16 protein-coding genes and 1 tRNA gene are annotated in these 20335 nt (G+C 67.7%); 12 read left to right on the plus strand and 5 right to left on the minus strand.

Features of this window, described 5'->3' with window-relative positions; all coding sequences use genetic code 11:
* The first annotated feature begins 232 nt into the window (after positions 1-232).
* The 3 genes from GWI72_RS12360 to GWI72_RS12370 all read left to right on the plus strand — a co-directional run bounded on the left by GWI72_RS12360 (position 233) and on the right by GWI72_RS12370 (position 1604).
* Positions 233-309 (plus strand) — tRNA-His (locus GWI72_RS12360).
* 192 nt (positions 310-501) lie between these two features.
* Complete coding sequence (locus tag GWI72_RS12365) at positions 502-1203, plus strand: DUF433 domain-containing protein (protein WP_161708807.1); 702 nt, start codon at positions 502-504, stop codon at positions 1201-1203.
* Positions 1200-1604, plus strand: coding sequence for a PIN-like domain-containing protein (locus tag GWI72_RS12370; protein WP_161708808.1), 405 nt, complete (start codon positions 1200-1202; stop codon positions 1602-1604). The genes GWI72_RS12365 and GWI72_RS12370 overlap by 4 nt, the downstream gene beginning before the upstream one ends.
* 300 nt (positions 1605-1904) lie before the next feature.
* Here GWI72_RS12370 and GWI72_RS12375 read toward each other — a convergent pair whose 3' ends face one another.
* Positions 1905-2165 (minus strand): hypothetical protein, encoded by a 261-nt coding sequence (locus tag GWI72_RS12375; protein ID WP_161676507.1) that lies wholly within the window; start codon positions 2163-2165, stop codon positions 1905-1907.
* Positions 2166-2755: 590 nt separating this feature from the next.
* Between GWI72_RS12375 and GWI72_RS12380 the strand changes: the two genes are divergently transcribed.
* The 3 genes from GWI72_RS12380 to GWI72_RS12390 are packed head-to-tail and all read left to right on the plus strand — an operon-like array spanning position 2756 to position 4621.
* Positions 2756-3583 (plus strand): sulfite exporter TauE/SafE family protein, encoded by an 828-nt coding sequence (locus GWI72_RS12380; RefSeq protein WP_161676508.1) that lies wholly within the window; start codon positions 2756-2758, stop codon positions 3581-3583.
* Between the two features lie 50 nt (positions 3584-3633).
* A complete protein-coding gene (locus GWI72_RS12385) occupies positions 3634-4308 on the plus strand; it encodes an AzlC family ABC transporter permease (protein ID WP_209000102.1) in 675 nt (224 codons plus the stop codon).
* On the plus strand, positions 4301-4621 hold the full coding sequence (locus GWI72_RS12390) for an AzlD domain-containing protein (protein ID WP_161676509.1): 321 nt from the start codon (positions 4301-4303) through the stop codon (positions 4619-4621). The genes GWI72_RS12385 and GWI72_RS12390 overlap by 8 nt, the downstream gene beginning before the upstream one ends.
* Before the next feature lie 4 nt (positions 4622-4625).
* Here the strand turns inward: GWI72_RS12390 and GWI72_RS12395 are convergent, their stop codons facing one another.
* The gene (locus GWI72_RS12395) at positions 4626-6218 is read right to left on the minus strand and encodes a bifunctional aminoglycoside phosphotransferase/ATP-binding protein (protein ID WP_161708809.1); all 1593 of its coding nucleotides are present in this window, start codon (positions 6216-6218) and stop codon (positions 4626-4628) included.
* A gap of 234 nt (positions 6219-6452) precedes the next feature.
* On the opposite strand from GWI72_RS12395, the gene GWI72_RS12400 reads away from it, so the two are divergent.
* The 6 genes from GWI72_RS12400 (at position 6453) to GWI72_RS12425 (ending at position 16194) form a co-directional block, all read left to right on the plus strand.
* Complete coding sequence (locus GWI72_RS12400; RefSeq protein WP_161708810.1) at positions 6453-6875, plus strand: hypothetical protein; 423 nt, start codon at positions 6453-6455, stop codon at positions 6873-6875.
* A 412-nt stretch (positions 6876-7287) separates the two neighbouring features.
* Positions 7288-8958, plus strand: a complete 1671-nt coding sequence (locus GWI72_RS12405) for a thiamine pyrophosphate-binding protein (protein ID WP_161708811.1) — start codon at positions 7288-7290, stop codon at positions 8956-8958.
* A gap of 109 nt (positions 8959-9067) precedes the next feature.
* A complete protein-coding gene (locus GWI72_RS12410; RefSeq protein WP_161676514.1) occupies positions 9068-9898 on the plus strand; it encodes a universal stress protein in 831 nt (276 codons plus the stop codon).
* Between the two features lie 459 nt (positions 9899-10357).
* Positions 10358-13087, plus strand: a complete 2730-nt coding sequence (locus tag GWI72_RS12415) for a GNAT family N-acetyltransferase (protein WP_161708812.1) — start codon at positions 10358-10360, stop codon at positions 13085-13087.
* A 219-nt stretch (positions 13088-13306) separates the two neighbouring features.
* Positions 13307-14359, plus strand: coding sequence for a Fe(3+) ABC transporter substrate-binding protein (locus GWI72_RS12420; protein WP_161708813.1), 1053 nt, complete (start codon positions 13307-13309; stop codon positions 14357-14359).
* Positions 14360-14448: 89 nt separating this feature from the next.
* Positions 14449-16194, plus strand: a complete 1746-nt coding sequence (locus GWI72_RS12425) for an ABC transporter permease (protein ID WP_209000103.1) — start codon at positions 14449-14451, stop codon at positions 16192-16194.
* Positions 16195-16282: 88 nt separating this feature from the next.
* Here the strand turns inward: GWI72_RS12425 and GWI72_RS12430 are convergent, their stop codons facing one another.
* The 3 genes from GWI72_RS12430 to GWI72_RS12440 all read right to left on the minus strand — a co-directional run bounded on the left by GWI72_RS12430 (position 16283) and on the right by GWI72_RS12440 (position 20183).
* Positions 16283-18466: a putative bifunctional diguanylate cyclase/phosphodiesterase gene (locus GWI72_RS12430; RefSeq protein ID WP_209000104.1), complete on the minus strand. Its 2184-nt coding sequence runs from the start codon at positions 18464-18466 to the stop codon at positions 16283-16285.
* 373 nt (positions 18467-18839) lie between these two features.
* Positions 18840-19469, minus strand: a complete 630-nt coding sequence (locus tag GWI72_RS12435) for a CoA transferase subunit B (protein ID WP_161676517.1) — start codon at positions 19467-19469, stop codon at positions 18840-18842.
* 18 nt (positions 19470-19487) lie between these two features.
* On the minus strand, positions 19488-20183 hold the full coding sequence (locus GWI72_RS12440; RefSeq protein WP_161676518.1) for a CoA transferase subunit A: 696 nt from the start codon (positions 20181-20183) through the stop codon (positions 19488-19490).
* Positions 20184-20335: the final 152 nt, after the last annotated feature.

Genomic DNA, 20335 nt, shown 5'->3' on the forward strand with positions numbered 1-20335 from the left:
CGCGACTGCGGGTGGGCGACCGGGCCAGTGACCGGGGTTAGTGACCGGGGCGGCAACGGGGCTGCCCAGGTCTATGCCCTTGAACTCGTTCGCCTGTTGATCTTTTTGTGCGCGACGTGAAATGGCGCTTGAGATCGCGGGCGGCCTCGGATAGATACCCCCTTGCAAAGGGAACGACTGCAAAGTATGTTCCGCGCCACTTCGCAAGGCCTTGGCCGCCTTGCCGCCCCGTGCAGACGTAGCTCAGTTGGTTAGAGCGTCGGATTGTGGCTCCGAAGGTCGGTGGTTCGAATCCACCCGTCTGTACCATTTCACCTTTTCCCGCCTTGTGTGTCTCGTTAGGTGACGGCCAATTGTCTCGACGCGCGAGCGTCATGGGCGCATGGCTCGGATGTCCGGACATTGCTCCGGGGCATGTGAACTCAGACCTGCTCTTGCAGAATGTACCCGGTTGATTCATTGTCGACGAATGGTTGCATTGCCATCCAGAAAAGCCGAGTCATGAGCATCGACACCAAACTGATCGGGACAGGGCTTTACAGCTTGCCTCAGGCTGCGCGGCTGGTCGGCGCAAACCCTCGCTCTGTTCGACGCTGGATGCTCGGATACAACCGGAAAGATCGCGGCGAGACAAGGTTCATTGAGCCCCTCTGGCGGAGCCAGCTGGCTGGCACCGACCTTGAGGAACCGGTTATCGGCTTTCGTGACCTGCTGGAGTTGCGGCTGGTGAACGCGTTCGCCCGGCACGGTGTCAGCCTGCGCACCATTCGCGCAACGGCCAATGCAGCGCGTGCGATGTTTGAAACTGACTACCCGTTAACAATGCAGCGCTTTCTGACTGACGGGAAACGCATCTTCAGCGAGATCGTAGAAGCCGAAGGCAACGTTCGGTTGCTTGAACCAGCTCGGCAGCAATACATCTTCACAGAAATCGTGACCCCGTCCCTCTACGCTGGCGTCGAATATGATGGTTCCGAGGCCAGACGCTGGTACCCCCTGGGCAAAGACAACACGCTGGTTGTCCTGGATCCTCAGATCCAGTTTGGCACACCGATTGTTCGCAGCGCAGCAGTGCCAACCGACATCCTGTACGCCTCCTACATCGCGGAGGGACGCAATTTCTCCAAGGTTGCAAGTGTATTTGATGTCGATCGACGGGAGGTAGAGGCTGCAGTTCGTTTCGAGGAGCAGCTGGCCGCTTGAACGTCTTCTTCGACAACAATATCTCGCCCTTTATAGCCTGTGCAATTCGCGAGTTGTCGAAGACCGAACCCTCTGTTCGGACCGTTATACACCTGCGACATCGTTTTCCCGCCAGCACGCCGGACCTTGAGTGGATCTCAAGCTTGGACGGGAAATGGGTGATCCTCTCGATTGACCGCTTCACAAAGAACAACGACGCCGAAAGACTGGCCCTGAGGCAGGCCGGTCACACCATTTTCGTCCTGGATCGTCAATGGTCAGGGCAGACGTTCTGGCATCAGGCAGAGCGTCTGGTCCGTTGGTGGCCCCAGATCCTAGGACAAGCACAAATGGCCGAAGGTGGGTTTCGTGTTCCCTGGCACCATAGCAAAGCGACCAAGTTCCAAACCTTGCGACTTTAGGAAAGGCGCGCAAGCGCAAACCAAACCGACCTTGTCGTGCGGCAAAGACAGAATCTGGCTCCCCCCCCGCCTCCCCCGGCTGCGGCGTGGTGCGGGAGGGCGCGGGGCAGGCCACGGCGGTTGCAGGCGTTGAGCCACACCCGGCGGCCAGCACCGAGACAAGCACCGGGATGAAAACCGGGACCAGCACCGAGGCAAGTTCCGGCGTGAAAACCGGGACGAGATCGGGGTCAGGGGTCAGGGGCCAGAGGTCAGGGGTCAGAGGTCAGGGGTCAGAGGTCAGGGGTCAGGGGTCAGGGGTCAGCTGTCCCAGTCCGGGTCGATGTCCGGGTTGAAGGGCTGGCCGTATTTCTCGAGATGACGACGGCAGTAGTCGGTCCAGACGAACTGGGCGCCGTTGTCCTCGTCGGCGAGCTGGCCGGCGCGGCGGGCGACGCCCATGGCAAAGAGTGCCGCGGCGTAGAGATCCTTGTCCATCAGGAAGGTTGCGCGGTCGATGTCGACCTTCTTCGGGCGACCGTCAGCGGCAAGGACGGACGCTTCGACATAGGTGTGAAACATGGCTGGCTCCGGGCTGGTAACGCGCGCATCCCATGCCTGTCCGCATGGTTTCAAAACCTACCACGAAACCCGATTAACCGCAACGAAAACAGCTTCTTAGAGCCGTTTCGACGCCTCGTTCGATGGACCGGTCCGCCGCCCCTCCGGCACCGGTCCGGCCCCTCCTTGCAGGTCGGCAGCGCAGGTCGGCAGCGCGGGTCGGCAGCGCGGGTGGGGACGGGGCGGCGAGCGGCGGGATCCGGGCAGCCCCCGGGTGATTTTCGCCCGGAGGGAAAAACGCCTTCGCACGCAAGGGAGAGGTCAAGCGACCCTGAGGCCGGCAAACGGATCTGGCCAAACGGTCATGGCCCGGTATAGTGACAGGAGGGCCGTTCCGGCCGCGCCGCGATCCGTCTGCCCCGGACGCGCGGTCGAGCCGGAGGGGACCCGGGCACGGCCCGCCCCGGCACGGATGCGCAAGCATGCGGCTGCGGCCTGCGGACCGGATCCGGCCTGAACCAACCTGTCGCAGTCCGGCCAGTCCGATCCGGCACGGTCCCGCCCGACGGCGGAGCCGCTGCCCGAGCGGACCGCGGCCATTCGGGGTCATCATGGACGATCTTTCCCTTGCCACCGTGGCGATCCTCGCCGGATCGCTGCTTGCCACCGGCTTCATCACCGGCATCATCGCCGGGCTTCTGGGGGTGGGCGGCGGCATCGTCATCGTGCCGGTGTTCTATTACGTGCTGCCGCTGATCGGCGTCAGCGACAGCGTGGCCATGCATCTGGCGGTGGGAACATCGCTTGCCACGATCATCGTCACCGGCGCCTCCTCGGCGCGGGCCCACCAGAAGCGGGGCAGCGTCGACACCGCGCTGCTGAAACGCTGGTGGCTGCCGATCACGGTCGGGGTCATCGCCGGCGGCGTCACGGCCGGCAATGTGTCGGGCGGCATGCTGACGCTGATCTTCGGCACCGTGGCGCTGATCGTCGCGCTCAACATGGTGCTGCGCAAGGAGGGATCGGGCCTCGCCGACAGCCTGCCGGGCGCCCCCTTGCGCGAGCTGCTGGGCTTCATCATCGGCGGCATCTCGGTGATGATGGGCATCGGCGGCGGCACGCTCGGCGTGCCGATCCTGACCCTGTTCTCCTATCCGATCCGGCAGGCCGTCGGCACCGCCTCGGCCATCGGCCTGATCATCGCCGTCCCGGGGACGCTGCTGGCGATGTTCTACGGCTGGGGCAACCCGGACCTGCCGCCGCTCTCGCTGGGCTACGTCAACCTGGTCGCCTTCCTGCTGATCGTGCCGACCTCGGTCTATTCCGCCCCCATTGGCGCCAAGCTCGCCCACACGCTGCCGCCGGCCAAGCTGCGGCTGGTGTTCGCCGCCTTCCTGTTCTTCACCGGCGCACGCATGATCTGGGACGTGCTGACCTGATGGACCACCGCGCACCGATGACAGCGCCCGGCCTATGGCTGGGCGCGCGGATGACCCTGCCACTGGTGCCGGGGATCATCACCTTTGCGGCCGTGTTCGGCACCGTCTGCGCGCAGAAGGGCCTGACGCTGGCCGAGACGATGCTGATCAATTCCTTCGTCTTTGCCGGGGCCTCGCAGTTCGTCGCCATGGAGCTGTACCGCGATCCCGTAACACCCACCGTGCTGATCGCCATGACGGGCATCGCCGCGGCGGTGAACCTGCGCATGCTGCTGCTGGGGGCGTCGTTGCGGCCCTGGCTCGGCCCCTCCCCGGCCTGGCAGGTCTATCCGAGCCTCTATTTCCTCACCGACATGAACTGGCTGCTGGCGCTGCGCTACCACGCCGAGGGCGGACGGGACTGGGGGGTCTATTTCGGCAGCGGCATCCTGCTGTGGCTGCTGTGGACGGTCTCGGTGGTGCCGGGCTACTACCTCGGGCAGCTCTTTGCCGAACCGCAGAAATGGGGCTTGGACCTGGTGATGCCTGCCCTGTTCATCACCATGCTGATCCCGATCTGGAAGGGCCGGCGGCAGACGCTGAGCTGGCTGGTCGCCGCCGTTGTCGCGGTGGCGAGCTGGCAGCTCATCGGCGGCTACTGGTTCGTGCTGACCGGTGCCATCGCCGGCGCGGTCGCAGGTGCCTTCATCGACGATCCGGAGCCGAAGGAGCAGGCCCGTGGCTGAGAGCGCCTGGAGCATCGACGGCCTGTTCTTCCTGACCGTGCTGGCCATGACGGCGGCGACCTATTCCATGCGGGCGGGCGGCTACTGGATCATGGGCCGGGTGCCGCTGACCCCGCGCGTGCGGCGCGGGCTGGAATCCCTGCCCGGTGCCATCATCGTCTCTACCATCCTGCCGATCGCGCTGAAGGGCGGCCTGCCGGCGGCCCTCTGCCTCGCGGTCGCAGCCGCCGCCATGGCTGTCCTGCGCAAGGACATCATCGCCGTGTTCCTGGGCGTGGCCGCAGCAGCCGCCGCCCGCGCGGCCGGGCTTTAGGACCTCAAGCCGACGGCGCGGGCCGGGATGCCACAAGACCCAGCGCAGCCCGGGCCAACGCCAGCGTTGCCGCCGGATCGCCGCCGGCCGGCAGGCGCTGCCAGTCCAGCGGCCCGATGTCGTAGGTCAGCTGGCGGGCCACAACGGCGGCGGTGGCATCCGAGGCATCACCGCTGCGGGCCTCGACGCGGGCGGCAAGGACCGCCGCGTCGGCCTCCAGCCAGAGCCCCGTGACCGGCAGCTCCAGCGCGGCAGCCAGCGCCCCGACCGCCGCCCGCTCGGCCGGGCGGGCAAAGACGCCGTCGAGGATGACCGAATGACCGGCGGCAAGCGCCGCCCGGGCCCGTGCGTACAGCGCGGCATAGACCGCATCGCTCATCGCCTGCGTGTAGCTGGCTGCCGGGGCCGGATCGGTCTCGGCCAGACCAAGCTGGCGCTTGCGCTCCACATCGGAGCGCAGCACCCGGGCCCCCGGCAGCGGAGCGAGGTCCGGCGCAAGGGCCCGGGCCAGCGTCGACTTGCCCGACCCGGACAGGCCGCCAACCGCCACCAGACCTGGCGTGGCCGGCTCGAGCGCCTGGAGTGCAAGGGCAAAATAGGCGCGGGCCGCCCGGCGCTGCCCTTCGGCCGCCGTCGCGCAGCGCTGCGTGGCAATGCTGGCGGCGGCGATCTTGGCCCGGATCGCCGCGCGCAGGGACAGGTAGAAGGGCAGCGCCGCAAGCCCCTCTTCCCCGTCCTCCAGCGGCGTGAGATCGAGATACCGGTTGAGCAGATGGCATGCGCCGGCCGGCTGGCCGCGCTCGACCAGATCCATGACGGCAAAGGCGAGGTCATAGAGCACGTCGCCGGTGGCGATGGCCTCGTCGAACTCGACCGCGTCGAACAGCACGGGCACACCGCCGACCAGCGCCACGTTGGCCAGATGCGCATCGCCATGGGCGAGGCGCACGAGCCCGCGCCGGCCACGGGACCGCACCAGGTCAGACAGACGCCGGTGAGCCGCACGGGAGGCCACCGTCAGGGCGGTGACCGCGCTTTCGGCAAACAGGTCCGGACAGGCAAGGAAGGCGGCGTGGTTCTGCTCGACATAGGCGGCGAGGTCGTCGAGCCAGGGCCCTGCCTCGCGCAAGGGAGCGGAGGCATGGGCCGCCGACAGCGCCGCCGCCAGTCCGGAGAGCACGGCCTCCGGCAGGGGACCGGCCTGGGCCAGCCGGTCAAGCGTCAGGGTCTCGTCGAAGCGCCGCATGTGGACGAGGGGCTCGACAAGCTCGCCGGGGCCGCCGAGGGCCAGGGTGCCGTCCGGCCGCCGGAAAATCCCGGTCTCGCCAAGATAGAGACCGGGCGCGAACAGCCGGTTGCGGGCAAGCTCGGCCGACACGGCGGCGCGCCGCCGGTCCGGCGTGGAATAGTCGAGAAAGGGAAAGCGCACGGCGCGCTTCATCTTGTAGGCGTCCGGGCCGAGCAGGACGACGACATTGGCGTGGGTGTCGATGCGCCGCGCCCCCGGCGTGGCGGCCACGAGGGCGTCAAGGAAAGCGGACGCCTCCGCCTGGGCGTGAGCGCCTGCTGCTGCGCCTGTGCCGAAACCCGACTGCATGCTGGCTGATCCTCCCCATCCTCAAGGCCCCGCCGACGCGCGCCGTCACCTTTGGCCCTCGACCGAGACCTCCTGCCCCGTCCGTCCGGAGCAGGCGCCTGCCCCCCGCGTCCACAGTGGGGCCAAGCGGGCGGCGGCGAATTGACCTTCCTCAATGAACGCCGACAGACTTGTGACAGTGTGGTGCCAGACACGACTGCCGGCAAAGGGCCGGCGGCATGGAGGGACACGCCGATGACCACTGGATCCACCCCCGACGCCACGTCCGGAACCAACCCGGGCGCAACGCTCGGCCTGAAGAAGATCCGCCTCAACCTCGCCCGCACGAAGGAGCACCCCAACGGCTCGGCGCAGCACGGCTACGAGTTCGTCGCGCCGCTGGACGCGACCGCGCATATCGACGCGGCAGCCTGGAAGAAGGCCCGCGACCATTGCCGCGTGCGCCGCTTCTGGGGCAGCGAGGACGACGAGATCGGCCATCTGATGCACCGGCCGGGCGGCTCTTGGGCCTTCCGCTATGACATCGAGGGCGACGATGACGACGAGGCCGGTTACCGCTTCGGGGCGCACGCCTTCGAGCCGGGCGAGTATGTCTCGATCCGCGACGAGGACGGCGACCTGCACACATTCCAGGTGGTCACGGTGCAGCCCGTCTGAGCGGTGAAGTCACGCCGGCAAGGAAAATTCCGTAGCGTCATATTTGAGTTGTTCTTTTAACGCGGCAGCGCGGCTGTCTGCTGCGCGCCCGTGCGTGTTGAAACAACTCGACCACACTCACATCATCCGGCCAAGCAAGGCGCAGAGCCGGGATGACGATCGAGGCGACCTTCAGCACACCGGCGCGCGGCTTTCTGCTGCGCGCCGTTTTCATTCCAAAACGGCGCTCTGGCTACCCTTATCAAGGGGAAAAACCCGTCATATCGCCCTTTCGCATTCCACACTGGAATAACCCCATTGCGAAAAGCCGTGCATGTGCGCCCCGGCTTGAATGTCGCGGCGGCCCGATCTGCGCTATAGCACAGGGAGATTCCCTTGCGGGGTGCCCCCGCAATGATGGCGGGTGACGGACATGGCGCAGAAGACAGGCGGGCAGCTCCTCGTTGAGGCCCTTGAAATCCACGGCGCGGAGCGCGTGTTCTGCGTGCCGGGCGAAAGCTATCTCGCCGTTCTCGACGCCCTGCATGACGCGCGCATTCCCATCACGATCTGCCGTCAGGAAGGCGGCGCGGCGATGATGGCGGAAGCGCATGGCAAGCTGACCGGCCGTCCCGGCATCTGCATGGTGACGCGGGGCCCGGGCGCCACCAACGCCTCCGCCGGCGTGCATGTGGCGGCACAGGACTCGACGCCGATGATCCTGTTCATCGGCCAGATCGAGCGCGGCATGCGCGAGCGCGAGGCCTTCCAGGAAGTCGACTACCGGCAGATGTTCGGCGGCATTGCCAAGTGGGTGGCCGAGATCGACCACGCCGAGCGCGTGCCGGAGTTCATCTCCCGCGCCTATTATGTCGCCACCTCCGGCCGGCCGGGTCCGGTGGTGCTGGCGCTGCCGGAAGACATGCTGGTGGACCTTGCCGAGGTGAGCCAGCCGCAGCCCTGGCGGCAGGTGGAGACCCACCCGGGCCTGACCCAGATGGCCGACCTGCAGAAGCGCCTGTGGGCAGCCGAACGCCCGATCGCCATTCTGGGCGGCAGCCGCTGGACCGAGGAGGCGGTGGCCGCCTTCACCCGCTTTGCCGAGCGCTTCGACCTGCCGGTCGCCTGTTCCTTCCGCCGGCAGATGCTGTTCGACAACCTGCATCCGAACTACGCCGGCGATGTCGGCATCGGCGCCAATCCGAAGCTGCTGGCACGCATCAAGGCCAGCGACCTGATCCTGCTCGTCGGTGGCCGCCTGTCCGAGATGCCGAGCCAGTCCTATTCGCTGCTGTCGATCCCCGAGCCGGCGCAGCAGCTGGTGCATGTGCATCCGGACCCAGAGGAACTTGGCCGCGTTTATCGCGCCAGCCTGCCGATCAATGCCGCGCCGACCGGCTTCTGCAAGGCCGTCGAGGGGCTGCAGCCGCCGACCGCACCGAAGAACGCCGGACAGGCTGCCGCGGCCCATGCCGACTATCTGGCCTGGTCCGGCGCACGGCCGCAGACGCCGGGCGCGCTGCAGATGGCCGGCGTGATGGAGCACATCGAGGCCGAGATGGCCGCGGACACGATCTTCACCAATGGTGCCGGCAACTATGCCACCTGGCTGCACCGGTTCCACCGTTTCCGCCGCTTCGCCACGCAGGCCGCACCCACGTCCGGCTCGATGGGCTATGGCCTGCCCGGCGCCATTGCCGCCAAGCTCGCCTTCCCGGAGCGCGACGTCATCTGCTTTGCCGGCGACGGCTGCTTCCAGATGACCCTGCAGGAGCTGGGCACGGCCGTGCAGGACAATGCGGCCGTGATCGTGCTGGTCATCGACAACGGCATGTATGGCACCATCCGCATGCACCAGGAGCGGCATTATCCCGGCCGCCCCTCCGGCACGAAGCTGGTCAATCCGGATTTCGCCGCCCTTGCCCGGTCCTATGGCGCCCATGGCGAGACGGTGCGGGAGACGGCGGAGTTCGGGCCCGCCCTCGCCCGGGCCAAGGCCAGCGGCAAGCCGGCGGTGCTGCATCTGCTCCTCGACCCCGAAGCGCTGACGCCGGCGGCCTCGCTGTCTGAGATCCGGGCGGCAGCGGAGGCCGCCAAGGCCTGAAGGGAAGACGTTTTCCTGCGGTGTTGATGCACGTCAAAGTCCGGAACCGCCCTTGCACCTATTGTCGGATGTGACAGGCCCGACGGGGGGCCATCGGACGGAGGACACCATGGCACTGAAGGACATTCTGGCACTCACGGATCTCGCAGGCGACCAGACGGCATCCCGCTACGCAATTGATCTGGCGGCGCGGTGCGACGCCCATGTCACCGGACTTTCGCTGGCCTTCGAGCCGGTCGTGCCCGCCTTTGCCGCAGCGCCGCTGCCGGCCGACTTCATCGAGGCCAGCCGCCAGCAGGCGCTGGCCGCCGCGCAGACCTCGCTGGCCGCCTTCAACGAGCTGGCCCGGCTGGGCGGCGTCAAGGGCGAGGGACGCATCGCCGACGTGATGACGGGCGGGCCGCTGGAGCCGGTGCTGCGCCATTGCCGCCTGACCGACCTGATCGTCATCGGGCAGGAAAACCCGGACCGTCCGGAGCCGATGCGGGAACTGGTGATCGAGACGGCGCTGTTTGAAAGCGGTGTGCCGGTGCTGCTCATTCCCTACATCGGCGCGGCCTCGCCCAAGCTTGAGAACGCGCTCGTCGCCTGGGACGGCAGCCCGACGGCCACCCGGGCCGTGCATGCGGCCCTGCCGATGCTTGCCATGGCCAAGAAGGTGACCGTGCTGATCGTCAACAAGGGCCGCAAGATGGCCGGGGAGCCCGGCGCGGACATGGCGACCTATCTCGCCCGCCACGGCCTGAACGTGACCGTCGACGTGGTGACCAACCCGCAGACCTCGGTCGCCGACACGCTGCTTAACTATGTCAGCGACAATGGCAATGACCTGGTGGTGATGGGCGGCTACGGCCACAGCCGCGTGCGCGAGTTCCTGTTCGGCGGCGCGACCCGCGATATCCTGGCTGCCATGACCGTTCCGGTGCTGATGGCCCACTGAACCGGAGCGGCGCCCGGTTGTCGCCCGGGCGCTCAGAGCTGGGTCGTGAGAGCTGGGCCACGGGGCCTGGGACACGGGGCTTGGGACATGGGGCCTGGGCCTCGAGATATGGGCCACGTGACCGCTGGCCGGTGATGGGCTGGCCGGCGGAACGCCGGCACGGCAAGAACCGGCCGGTGCGCTGAAGCCCCCTCCCCCGACGTGTCCCCGACCTGTCCCTGACATGTCCCTGACCGGGCGCCCCCTGCGACCGGGTGGGGATTGTGCAGGGGTGGTCTGGACATCAACACAGCCGCGACACACTTCCGCTATAGCCTGATCATCGCCCTGCCGTCCGGGACCCCTGCCCCAGACGGCAGGACCATGTTCAACGAGAGTTGGCTCAGGAAGACTGGGCTCAGGGAAAACTGGGCCAAGCGAAACTGGGCTTGACGAAACTGGGCTCGGGGGAGACTGGCCGTGACGATCCGCAACCTGGAAGCCGCCTTCTTGCCCAGGAGCATCGTCTTCGCCGGCCCCAACCGCCACGATCCGCGCGTGCTGGCGCATCTGCTCGGCCGCCTCGCGGCCGCCGGACATGCCGGGCCGACGGCGCTGGTGAACCTGCCCCTGCCTGACGGACTGCCGCAGGGAGGGCTCGCCACCGCAGACAGCCTGGCCGCCCTTGCCTTTGCCCCGGATCTCGTCGTCTATCTCGGGCCACCGGAGGCGGCGGAGGATCTCGTCACCGCTGCCGCCATTGCCGGGGCGCGCTGTGTCCTGCTGGCGGCGCCGGGCTATGATGCCTATCCGGCCGCCGTGCTGTCGGCCTGCCTGAAGGCGGCGCAGCCCTATCGCCTGCGCGTGATCGGGCCGGGCAGCATCGGCGTGGCGGCACCCCAGGCGAAGCTGGACCTGCTGCTGACCCGCGACGCACCGCTGCCGGGCGACCTGGCGCTGATTGCCCGCTCGAGCGCGGTGGTGAATGGCATCGTCTCCTGGGCCAAGGCCCGGCGGCTCGGCTTTTCCGGCATCTGCGCCCTCGGGCAGCGGTCGGATGTGGATGTGGGCGACCTGATCGACTATTTCGCCGCCGACTACCGGACCCGGGCGATCCTGCTGCACATCGAGAGCCTCAGCACCCCGCGCAAGTTCCTGTCCGCTGCCCGTGCGGCTGCCCGCGGCAAGCCGGTGGTGCTGATGCGCACCGGCCGCAGCCGCGACGCCTTCGCCACCGGCAAGACCCATGCCGGCAAGGTGACGCGCCGTGATCCGGTGTTCGAGAGCGCCCTGCGCCGGGCCGGCATCCTGCGGGTCGGCGATCTCGACGAGATGTTCGAGGCAGTCGAAACGCTGTCGCGGGTGCGGGCGCCGCAATGCCGGCGGATGGCCGTGATCGCCAATGGCCGCAGCCTGGCGACGCTGGCGGCCGACCGGCTGACGGAGGGCGGCGGCGAACTGGCCGGGCTCGCGCCGGAGACGCTCGCGCTGCTGGAGCCGCTCGGACGCCCCGGGTCGATGCCCGGCAACCCGCTGACGCTGCCGGACGGGGCGACGCCGGAGGCCTTCTCCGCCGCCATCGCCGCGATCCTTTCCGATCCGGCCCCCGACGGCGTGCTGGTGCTGGCCGCGCCCCATCCCTTCGTCGAGGCCGAGGCGGTGGCCGGCGCGATCGCCACGGCGGCAAGGGCGGACCAGCGCCGGGTGGGCCGGCGCAAGACCCTGATCGCGGCGCTGATCGGCGAGGACCCGCTGCCCCGCGCGGCCCTCGACGAGGCGAAAGTGCCGGTCTTCGCCAGCCCGGCCGAGGCCGTGCGTGCGGCGCAGCACCTGATCCGCAGCGCCGAGGCGCAGGACGCCTTGATGGCCGCCCCGCCGAGCCTGCCGGCCGAGTTCACGCCGGACCCCGTGCGGGCGCGGCAGATGCTGCGGCGGGCCCTGGAGAGCGGGCGGACCATGCTGGACCCGGCAGAGACCGCCGCGCTGATGGCCGCCTATGACATCCCGATGATCGAGACGCATCTGGTGACCGACCCGGCGGAGCTGCCCGCCCTGGCGGCGGCGATGCTGACCCGGCATGCGGCGCTGGTGGTCAAGGTCTGGTCGGCCGACCTGCCGTTCAAGTCGGATGTCGACGGCATCCGGCTGCGCCTGACCACGCCGGAGGCGGTGGAGGCGGCGGCGCGCGAGCTGACCGGACGCATCGCTGCCAAGTTCCCCGAGGCCCGCATCCAGGGCCTGACGCTGCAGGGCATGGTCGACACGCGGCAGCGGCTGGAGCTGTTCACCGGCATTGCCGACGAACCGCTGTTCGGCCCGGTGATGGTGTTCGGCCAGGGCGGCACCTCGGTCGAGGTCGCGGCGGACGTGGCGCACGAGCTGCCGCCGCTCGACCTCAACCTCGCCGATCACCTGATCGGGCGGACCCGCGTCGCCCGACTGTTTCCGGCGCACCGGGGCCAGCCGGAAAAGGACCGCGCCGCCGTGGCGCTGACGCTGGTGAAGCTGTCGCAGATGTCGATCGACCTGCCGGAGCTGCGCGAACTGGACATCAATCCGCTCGCGGTCGGCGCCGAGGGTGTCGTGGCGCTCGACGCCCGGGTGGTGCTGGGCGAACCCTCGCGCCAGGCCGGCCGCAGCGGCACCTCGCGGCTTGCCATCGCCCCCTACCCGAAGGAGTGGGAACAGACCCTGCGGCTCAAGGACGGCTGGAGCGTGTTCGTCCGCCCGGTGCGGCCGGAGGACGAGGAGCTGTTCCGGGCCTTCTTCGAGCATGTGTCGCCGGACGACCTGCGCCTGCGGTTCTTTGCCCCGGTGAAGGACTTCAATCACAAGTTCCTGTCGCGCCTGACCCAGCTCGACTATGACCGGGCCATGGCGCTGGCCGCGCTTGACCCGCAAAGCGGAGACCTGCTGGGTGTCGTGCGGCTGCATGCCGACCCCGACCACCGCACCGGCGAGTATGCCGTGATGGTGCGGTCCGACCTGAAGGGCCGCGGCCTCGGCTGGGCGCTGATGAAGCTCATCATCCGCTACGCGCAGGTGGACGGGATCGAGACGATCAAGGGCGAGGTGCTGAAGGAAAACACCAGCATGCTGGCCATGTGCGGCGCCCTCGGCTTTGCCATCACGACCTCGCCGGACGATGCGGCAATCGCCATCGTGACCCTGGCGGTCACCCAGGCCGCCGCCCAGCTCGAGGCCGACTGAACGGCCGGCCCGGGTGCCGGGTCGTCCCCGCCGCGGACTGCCGGAAGTGGCTGAAATTGTTGACTTTCGGAGTCAGTTTTTCTTTTGAATAGTTCTAAACTATTGATTTCTCGAGTTTTCTTGACTTTCCTGAGCGTCACATTCATATATCCCGCCGTACCGTCATCCCAACGATGACAGGGTTCGTGGGGCCTTGAACCCCGACGACTGGAGGATTTCATGACGTTCAAGACAGTTCCTTCCTTCGCCCGCACCGCGCTGCTGGCCTCGACCCTCGTGGTGTCGGTGGCCCCCGTCGCGCTCGCAGACGGTGAAGTGAACATTTACTCCTATCGCCAGCCGACCCTGATCCAGCCGCTGCTCGATGCCTTCACGGCCGAGACCGGCATCAAGACCAACGTGATCTTCGCGAACGAAGGCCTGGAAGAGCGCATCGCTGCCGAAGGCGCGAACTCGCCGGCCGACGTGCTGCTGAGCGTGGACATCGGCCGTCTCGACGGCGCCAAGCAGGCCGGCATCACCCAGCCGATCGTCTCGGACACGGTGAAGGCCAACATCCCGGCGACCTATCTGGATCCGGAAGGCCACTGGGTCGGCCTGACCACCCGCGCCCGCGTGATCTATGCCTCGAAGGACCGCGTCCAGCAGGACACGATCACCTATGAGGAACTGGCGGATCCGAAGTGGAAGGGCAAGATCTGCACCCGCTCGGGCCAGCACGTCTACACCATCGGCCTGGTCGCCTCGATGATCGCCCACAAGGGCGTCGAGGAGACCGAGAAGTGGCTCGTGGGCCTGCGCGACAACCTGGCCCGCAAGCCGGCCGGCAATGACCGCAGCCAGGTGCAGGGCATCAAGAACGGCGAATGCGACATCGCGCTCAGCAACACCTATTACATGGGCGCCATGATGACCAACGAGAAGGAGCCGGAGCAGAAGGAGTGGGCCGCGTCCGCGCGGATGATCTTCCCGAATGCCGCCGACCGTGGCACGCATGTCAACATCGCCGGCATCGTGATGGCCAAGCACGCGCCGAACAAGGACAACGCCCTGAAGCTGGTCGAGTTCCTGTCCACGCCGAAGGCGCAGCAGATCTATGCCGAGGCGAGCTTCGAGTATCCGGTGACCCCGGGTGTTGCCCCCTCCGAGCTGGTCCAGTCCTTCGGCACGCTGAAGGCTGACACCCTGTCGATCCAGGAGATCGCCAAGAACCGCAAGGCGGCCAGCGAGCTGGTCGACAAGGTGCGCTTCGACGACGGCCCGGCGAGCTGAGCCGACTGCCAGACACCCCGGACGGGCGCCGCGAGGACTTCGCGGCGCCCTCTTGCTTTTGGCCGCCGCAACGGGCTTATGACACGGCAATGACGCATCCGACGCCGCCCGCCTCCCCGACAGCTTCCGCCTCTCCGCCTCTTGCCCGGCGGCAGGACGGCCTCTGGCTGGCGCTGGCCTGGGCGGCCGCGGCAATCGTGCTGATGCCGCTGGCCTCGCTGGCGCTGCTGGCATCCGGCTCCTCGGAGGGCCTGTGGGGGCACCTCGCCAGCACCGTGCTGCCGGGCGCACTGGCAACGACCTTCTGGCTGATGCTGGGCGTCGGACTGGTGACGACGGTGGTGGGCGTGACCACCGCCTGGCTCGTGACCATGTGCCGCTTTCCGGGCCGCGGGCTGTTCGACTGGGCGCTGCTGGTGCCGCTGGCCGTGCCGACCTACATCATTGCCATCGCCTATGTGGAGGTGCTGCAGTACGCCGGACCGGTGCAGTCGGCCGTGCGCGCCCTGTTCGGCTTCAGCTCGCCGCGCGAGTACTGGTTTCCAGAGATCCGCTCGCTGGGTGGCGCGATCTTCGTGCTGTCGGCCGTGCTTTACCCCTATGTCTACCTGACTGCGCGGGCGAGTTTCCTGCTGCAGTCGGCCGGGCCGCTGGACGTGGCCCGCACCCTCGGCGCGACACCGCTGCGGCTGTTCCTGCGGGTGGCGCTGCCGATGTCGCGGCCGGCGATCGCCGTGGGCGTGTCGCTCGCGCTGATGGAATGTCTGAACGACATCGGCGCGGTGACCTTCTTCGGCGTCAAGACGCTCACCTTCTCGATCTACGACACCTGGCTGAACCGCTCGAACCTGACCGGAGCAGCCCAGCTGGCCTGCGCGATGCTGGTCGTCGTCTTCGCCCTGCTGACGCTGGAACGGCGGGCCCGGGCGCGGCAGCGCTTCGACCAGAACCGGGGCAAGCAGCACGCGCCAACCCCGTACCGGCTGACCGGATGGCGCGCGGCCGGCGCGCTGGTGGCCTGCAGCCTGCCGGTGCTGCTCGGCTTCGTCGTGCCGGCAAGCCTGCTGATCGAGCGCTCGACCCGCCGGCTGGAAATGCTGGCCGACCCGGACTTCCTGGCCGCCGCCGCCAACAGCGCGCTGCTGGCCGGGATCGCCAGCCTGGTGATCGTCGCCCTGGCGGTGGTGCTGGTGTTTGCCGTGCGCCTGCGCAAGTCGGGCCGGTTGCGCCTGGCGGCGCGCATCGCGGCCATCGGCTACGCGGTTCCCGGAACGGTGCTGGCGGTCGGCATCCTCATCCCCCTCGCCCGCTTCGACAACGGCCTGGACGCGCTGATGGAACAGCTGTTCGGCATCAGCACCGGCCTGCTGCTGCTCGGCTCCGGCACCGGGCTGATCTACGCCTATGTGGTGCGTTTCATCGCCGTGGCGCATGGCCAGATCGAGGACGGCTTCGGCAAGATCTCGCCCAATCTCGACATGGCCGCCCGCACCCTCGGCCGCCAGTCCGGGCGCATCCTTGGCGAGGTGCACCTGCCGCTGCTGCAACCCGTGCTGCTGTCGGCGCTGCTCATCACCTTCGTCGACTGCATGAAGGAGCTGCCGGCGACGATCCTGCTGCGCCCCTTCAACTTCGACACGCTGGCAACCACCGTGTTCGAGGCCGCCTCGCGCGAGGCCTTCGAGGACGCAGCCCTGCCGGCCCTGACGATCGTGGTGCTCGGGCTTGCGCCCGTGATCCTGCTGGCGCGGACCAGCGCACAGACCTTCCGCACGCGGGCCAGCCGGCGCACCACCGGGGGGCAGACGCCAGGGCCACTCATTCCCGGGCCCTGAGACGCCGACCCATCACGCGTTGACAAAGGTTCAGGCGCCCAGGGGGCTTGAGCAGCCCTCAGCACGTGAGGCTCATCGAGAGCTGGTCTCAGGCGACCGCCGGCCGCTCCTGACCGGAACCCGGACGGGCCGCCGCCAGGGACGGCAGCGCCGACGGCGGAACCGCCGGCTGGAAGGCACGGCGCCACGAGGCAAACATGGTCGCCGCCATCGGCATGCCGAAGAGATAGCCCTGGGCGGTCTTGCAGCCGGTGGCGCGCAGCACCTCGAGCTGCTCCAGGGTTTCCACCCCCTCGGCAACCACCTCGTAGTTCAGGCTGCGGGCCATCGACAGGATGGTCTCGACGATGAGGCGGTTGCTGCCCTCGACCTCGAGGCCGGAGATGAAGGAGCGGTCGATCTTGAACGTGTCGAAGGGCAGGTGCTGCAGGTGGCCGAGGCTGGAATAGCCCGTGCCGAAATCGTCGATGGCAAAGCGGATGCCGGCCCGGCGCAGGCGCTCGGTGACCAAACGGACCTGCTCGGAATTGGCCATGGCGACCGTCTCGGTCAGTTCCAGTTCCAGCATGGATGGCGGAAACCCGGTGGCCTCGAGGATTTCCAGCACCCGGTCGGTGTAACCCGCCCATTCGAGCTGGCGCATGGACACATTGACCGCCAGCGGCAACGGCTGGCCGGCGTCGATCCAGGCGCGGCCCTGGCGGCAGGCCAGCTCCAGAACGCGGTCGCCAAGCCGCAGGATCAGGCCGGTTTCCTCGGCAATCTCGATGAAGGCACCGGGCGTGAGCAGGCCGCGCCGGGGGTGATTCCAGCGGGCAAGCGCCTCGGCCCCGGTGACATGGCCGGTGTCCACGTCCACCTTGGGCTGGAAGAACACCGTGATCTGGTCGCTGGCCAGCGCGACGCGCAGGTCGGTCTCCAGCCGCAGGCGCTCGCGCGCGGGCACCTCGCCGTCGGAATGGCTGTAGACGCGCAGCGTGTTGCCGCCGGCCGCCTTGGCGGCATACATCGCGATGTCGGCGTGCTTGAGAATGGCGCTGACATCGGTGCCGTCATCGGGATAGACGGCAAGCCCGATGCTGGCCCCGACCGTCAGCTCCTGGCCATTGACCAGACAGGGCTCCTCGACGGCCGCAAGCAGGCGCTCGGCGAGGCTGACGGCGGGCTCAAGGCCGCTGTCGGGCAGCGGCATCAGCAGGGCAAACTCGTCGCCGCCGAAGCGCGCCATGCGACGCAGCGGCCCGTGCACCATGGCACCGGGGCTTTCGCCGGCCCGGTCCCCCAGCAGGATGGTCTCGAAGCGGCGGGCGATCTGGCCGAGCAGCAGGTCGCCGCAGTCGTGGCCGTAGCTGTCGTTCACCCGCTTGAACCGGTCGAGGTCGATGAACATCACCGCCATGCGGCGGGGCGAGCCATCGGCATGCTTCTGCCAGCGGGCGAAATGCTGGCGGAAGAACTCCCGGTTCGGCAGCCCGGTGACCCCATCCAGAAAGGCCAGCTTGTTGATCTGCTCCATGCTGGAGCGAATCTGCTGCATCATCCCGCCATAGGCGCGGGCGAGCACGCCGATCTCGTCCACCCGCTCGGTGGGGAACCGCACATCCATGTCGCCGCCGCTGATCTGGTGGGCGATGCGGGTCAGCTCCTGGATCGGCTCGAGGAAGCTGGAGCCGAATTTCAGCACGAGCGGAACGGCCAGCGCGAGCAGCAGCGCGGCCACGATGGCATTGCGTTCCCAGATCGGCGCCACGATCGCCGCCAGGTCCGGATGCCTTGCGCTGACGAGAACCGCGCCGATGACGATCCGGCCGTCGCGGCTCCAGACCGGCAGCGCCACATGCACGCCGGCGCTGTCGATGCGCTCGATCGGCTGGGCTGCGGTGACGGCCTCGGTCAGGAGGGGCGCGACGGGACTGCGGTCGAACAGGCTGGTGGCCGGATCGGAATCGATCAGGATCGAGCGCTTCGGATCATAGACCTTGGCGGTCTGCACCATGCCGCTGGCCGCAATGCTCTCCAGCTCCTGCGCCATGATCAGGTAATGGTGATTGGTGAGCTGGGGGATGGCGAGGCGGCTGACGGTGTTGGCGACGGCGCGGATGTTGGCGAGCGCCTTGGCCTCCTCGTCGCGGTAGTCGAGGTAGCTGGCGACGCCGACCATCACCATGATCATCGCCGCACAGAGCGAGACGACGAACAGGGTGAAGCGCGTGCGCAGGGCCGATGCCCGCACGCGGGCCCAGCTGTTCAGACTGGCGAACCAAGAGCGCATGTCACCCCCTGACCGCCGGCGCGGTCCGTTGCCAAGGTCATGCCAGAAAACCCTGACGGTCCGATTGATGCGCCGCAACAAATTCCGGGCGGGATCGAAACCCGCGCTCACCCTTATCCGGCAAAGAAAGGGGCGCAGACTTCCGCCCTCACGGGCCGGGCGACCGCGGCACCGGCACCATGAGCCGGCGCAGGGATGTTAACTTCTTCTGCGGGAGGGCGCCGGAAACAGTCTGCACCTGATCCAGAATGAAACAAGATCCGATATCAAGTCGAAGCAAAATGTCGATAAAGGAATAATCCGGACGTCTGAAACGTCCGTTACGTCAAATGAAAAACGGGCAGGAGCATGATGTTCCTGCCCGTTTACTTGATCAGAACGCGAGGTTTGCCTCGGTGGCCGCCTTGACTTCCTCCGGCGTCACGTCCGTGGCCAGCTCGACAACCTTGAGGCCGGACGGCGTCACGTCGAACACGCCGAGATTGGTGATGATGCGATCAACGCAGCCGACACCGGTGAGCGGCAGGGTGCAGGCCTTGAGCAGCTTGCTCTCGCCGGCCTTGGACGTGTGGTCCATGATGACCACGACGCGCTTGACGCCGGCCACCAGATCCATGGCACCGCCCATGCCCTTGACCATCTTGCCCGGGATCATCCAGTTGGCGAGATCCCCCGTCTCCGACACTTCCATGGCGCCCAGGATCGACAGGTCGATATGGCCGCCGCGGATCATGCCGAAACTGTCGGCGGAGGAGAAATAGGAGGTGTGCGGCAGCTCGGTGATCGTCTGCTTGCCGGCATTGATGAGGTCGGCATCGACCTCGTCCTCGGTCGGGAACGGACCCATGCCGAGCATGCCGTTTTCCGACTGCAGCGTCACGTGGACGCCTTCGGGAATGTAGTTGGACACCAGCGTCGGGATGCCGATGCCGAGGTTGACGTAGAAACCGTCTTCCAGCTCCTGCGCGGCCCGCTGGGCCATTTCGTCACGAGTCCAGGCCATTGCTCAGTCTCCTCGGCTTCAGGCGGCGCGGGTGGTGCGCTTTTCGATGCGCTTCTCGAAGGTGCCGACCACGATGCGGTCAACGAAGATGCCCGGGGTGTGGATCTGGTCCGGATCCAGCTCGCCGATCTCCACCACCTCCTCGACCTCCACGACCGTCATCTTGCCGGCGGTGGCCATCATCGGATTGAAGTTGCGCGCGGTCTTGCGGTAGATCAGGTTGCCTTCCTTGTCGGCCTTCCATGCCTTGACCAGCGACAGGTCGGAGACGAGGCCGGTCTCGAGGATGTAGGTCTCGCCGTTGAAGTCCTTGTGCTCCTTGCCCTCGGCGATCAGGGTGCCGACACCGGTCTTGGTGTAGAAGCCCGGGATGCCGGCGCCGCCCGCGCGGATGCGCTCGGCCAGCGTGCCCTGCGGATTGAACTCCAGCTCAAGCTCGCCGTTCAGATACTGCTTCTCGAAGGTGGCGTTCTCGCCGACATAGGACGACACCATCTTGCGGATCTGGCGCGTCTGCAGCAGCAGCCCGAGACCGAAGTCGTCAACGCCGGCGTTGTTGGAAATCGCCGTCACGTTCTTCACGCCGCTGTCGCGCAGGGCAATGATCAGGTTCTCCGGGATCCCGCACAGGCCGAACCCGCCGGCCATGATGGTCATTCCGTCAAACACTAGGCCCTCGAGAGCGGCCTTCGCGTTCGGGTATACCTTGTTCATCGTTGTCTCCTCAAGACCGACCGGCTGAGGCCTGGCTGCCGGGCTGTCGCACCGGACCGGGCGCCCGGTCCGGCGTCACGTCGCGTATCCAACCGGCGACCGGATGCCCGGAACGCCTGGTCCTCCCGCGCGAGCCCGGACCGCCATGCCGA

The sequence above is a fragment of the Pannonibacter sp. XCT-53 genome (assembly GCF_009915765.1).
Lineage (GTDB): Bacteria > Pseudomonadota > Alphaproteobacteria > Rhizobiales > Stappiaceae > Pannonibacter > Pannonibacter tanglangensis.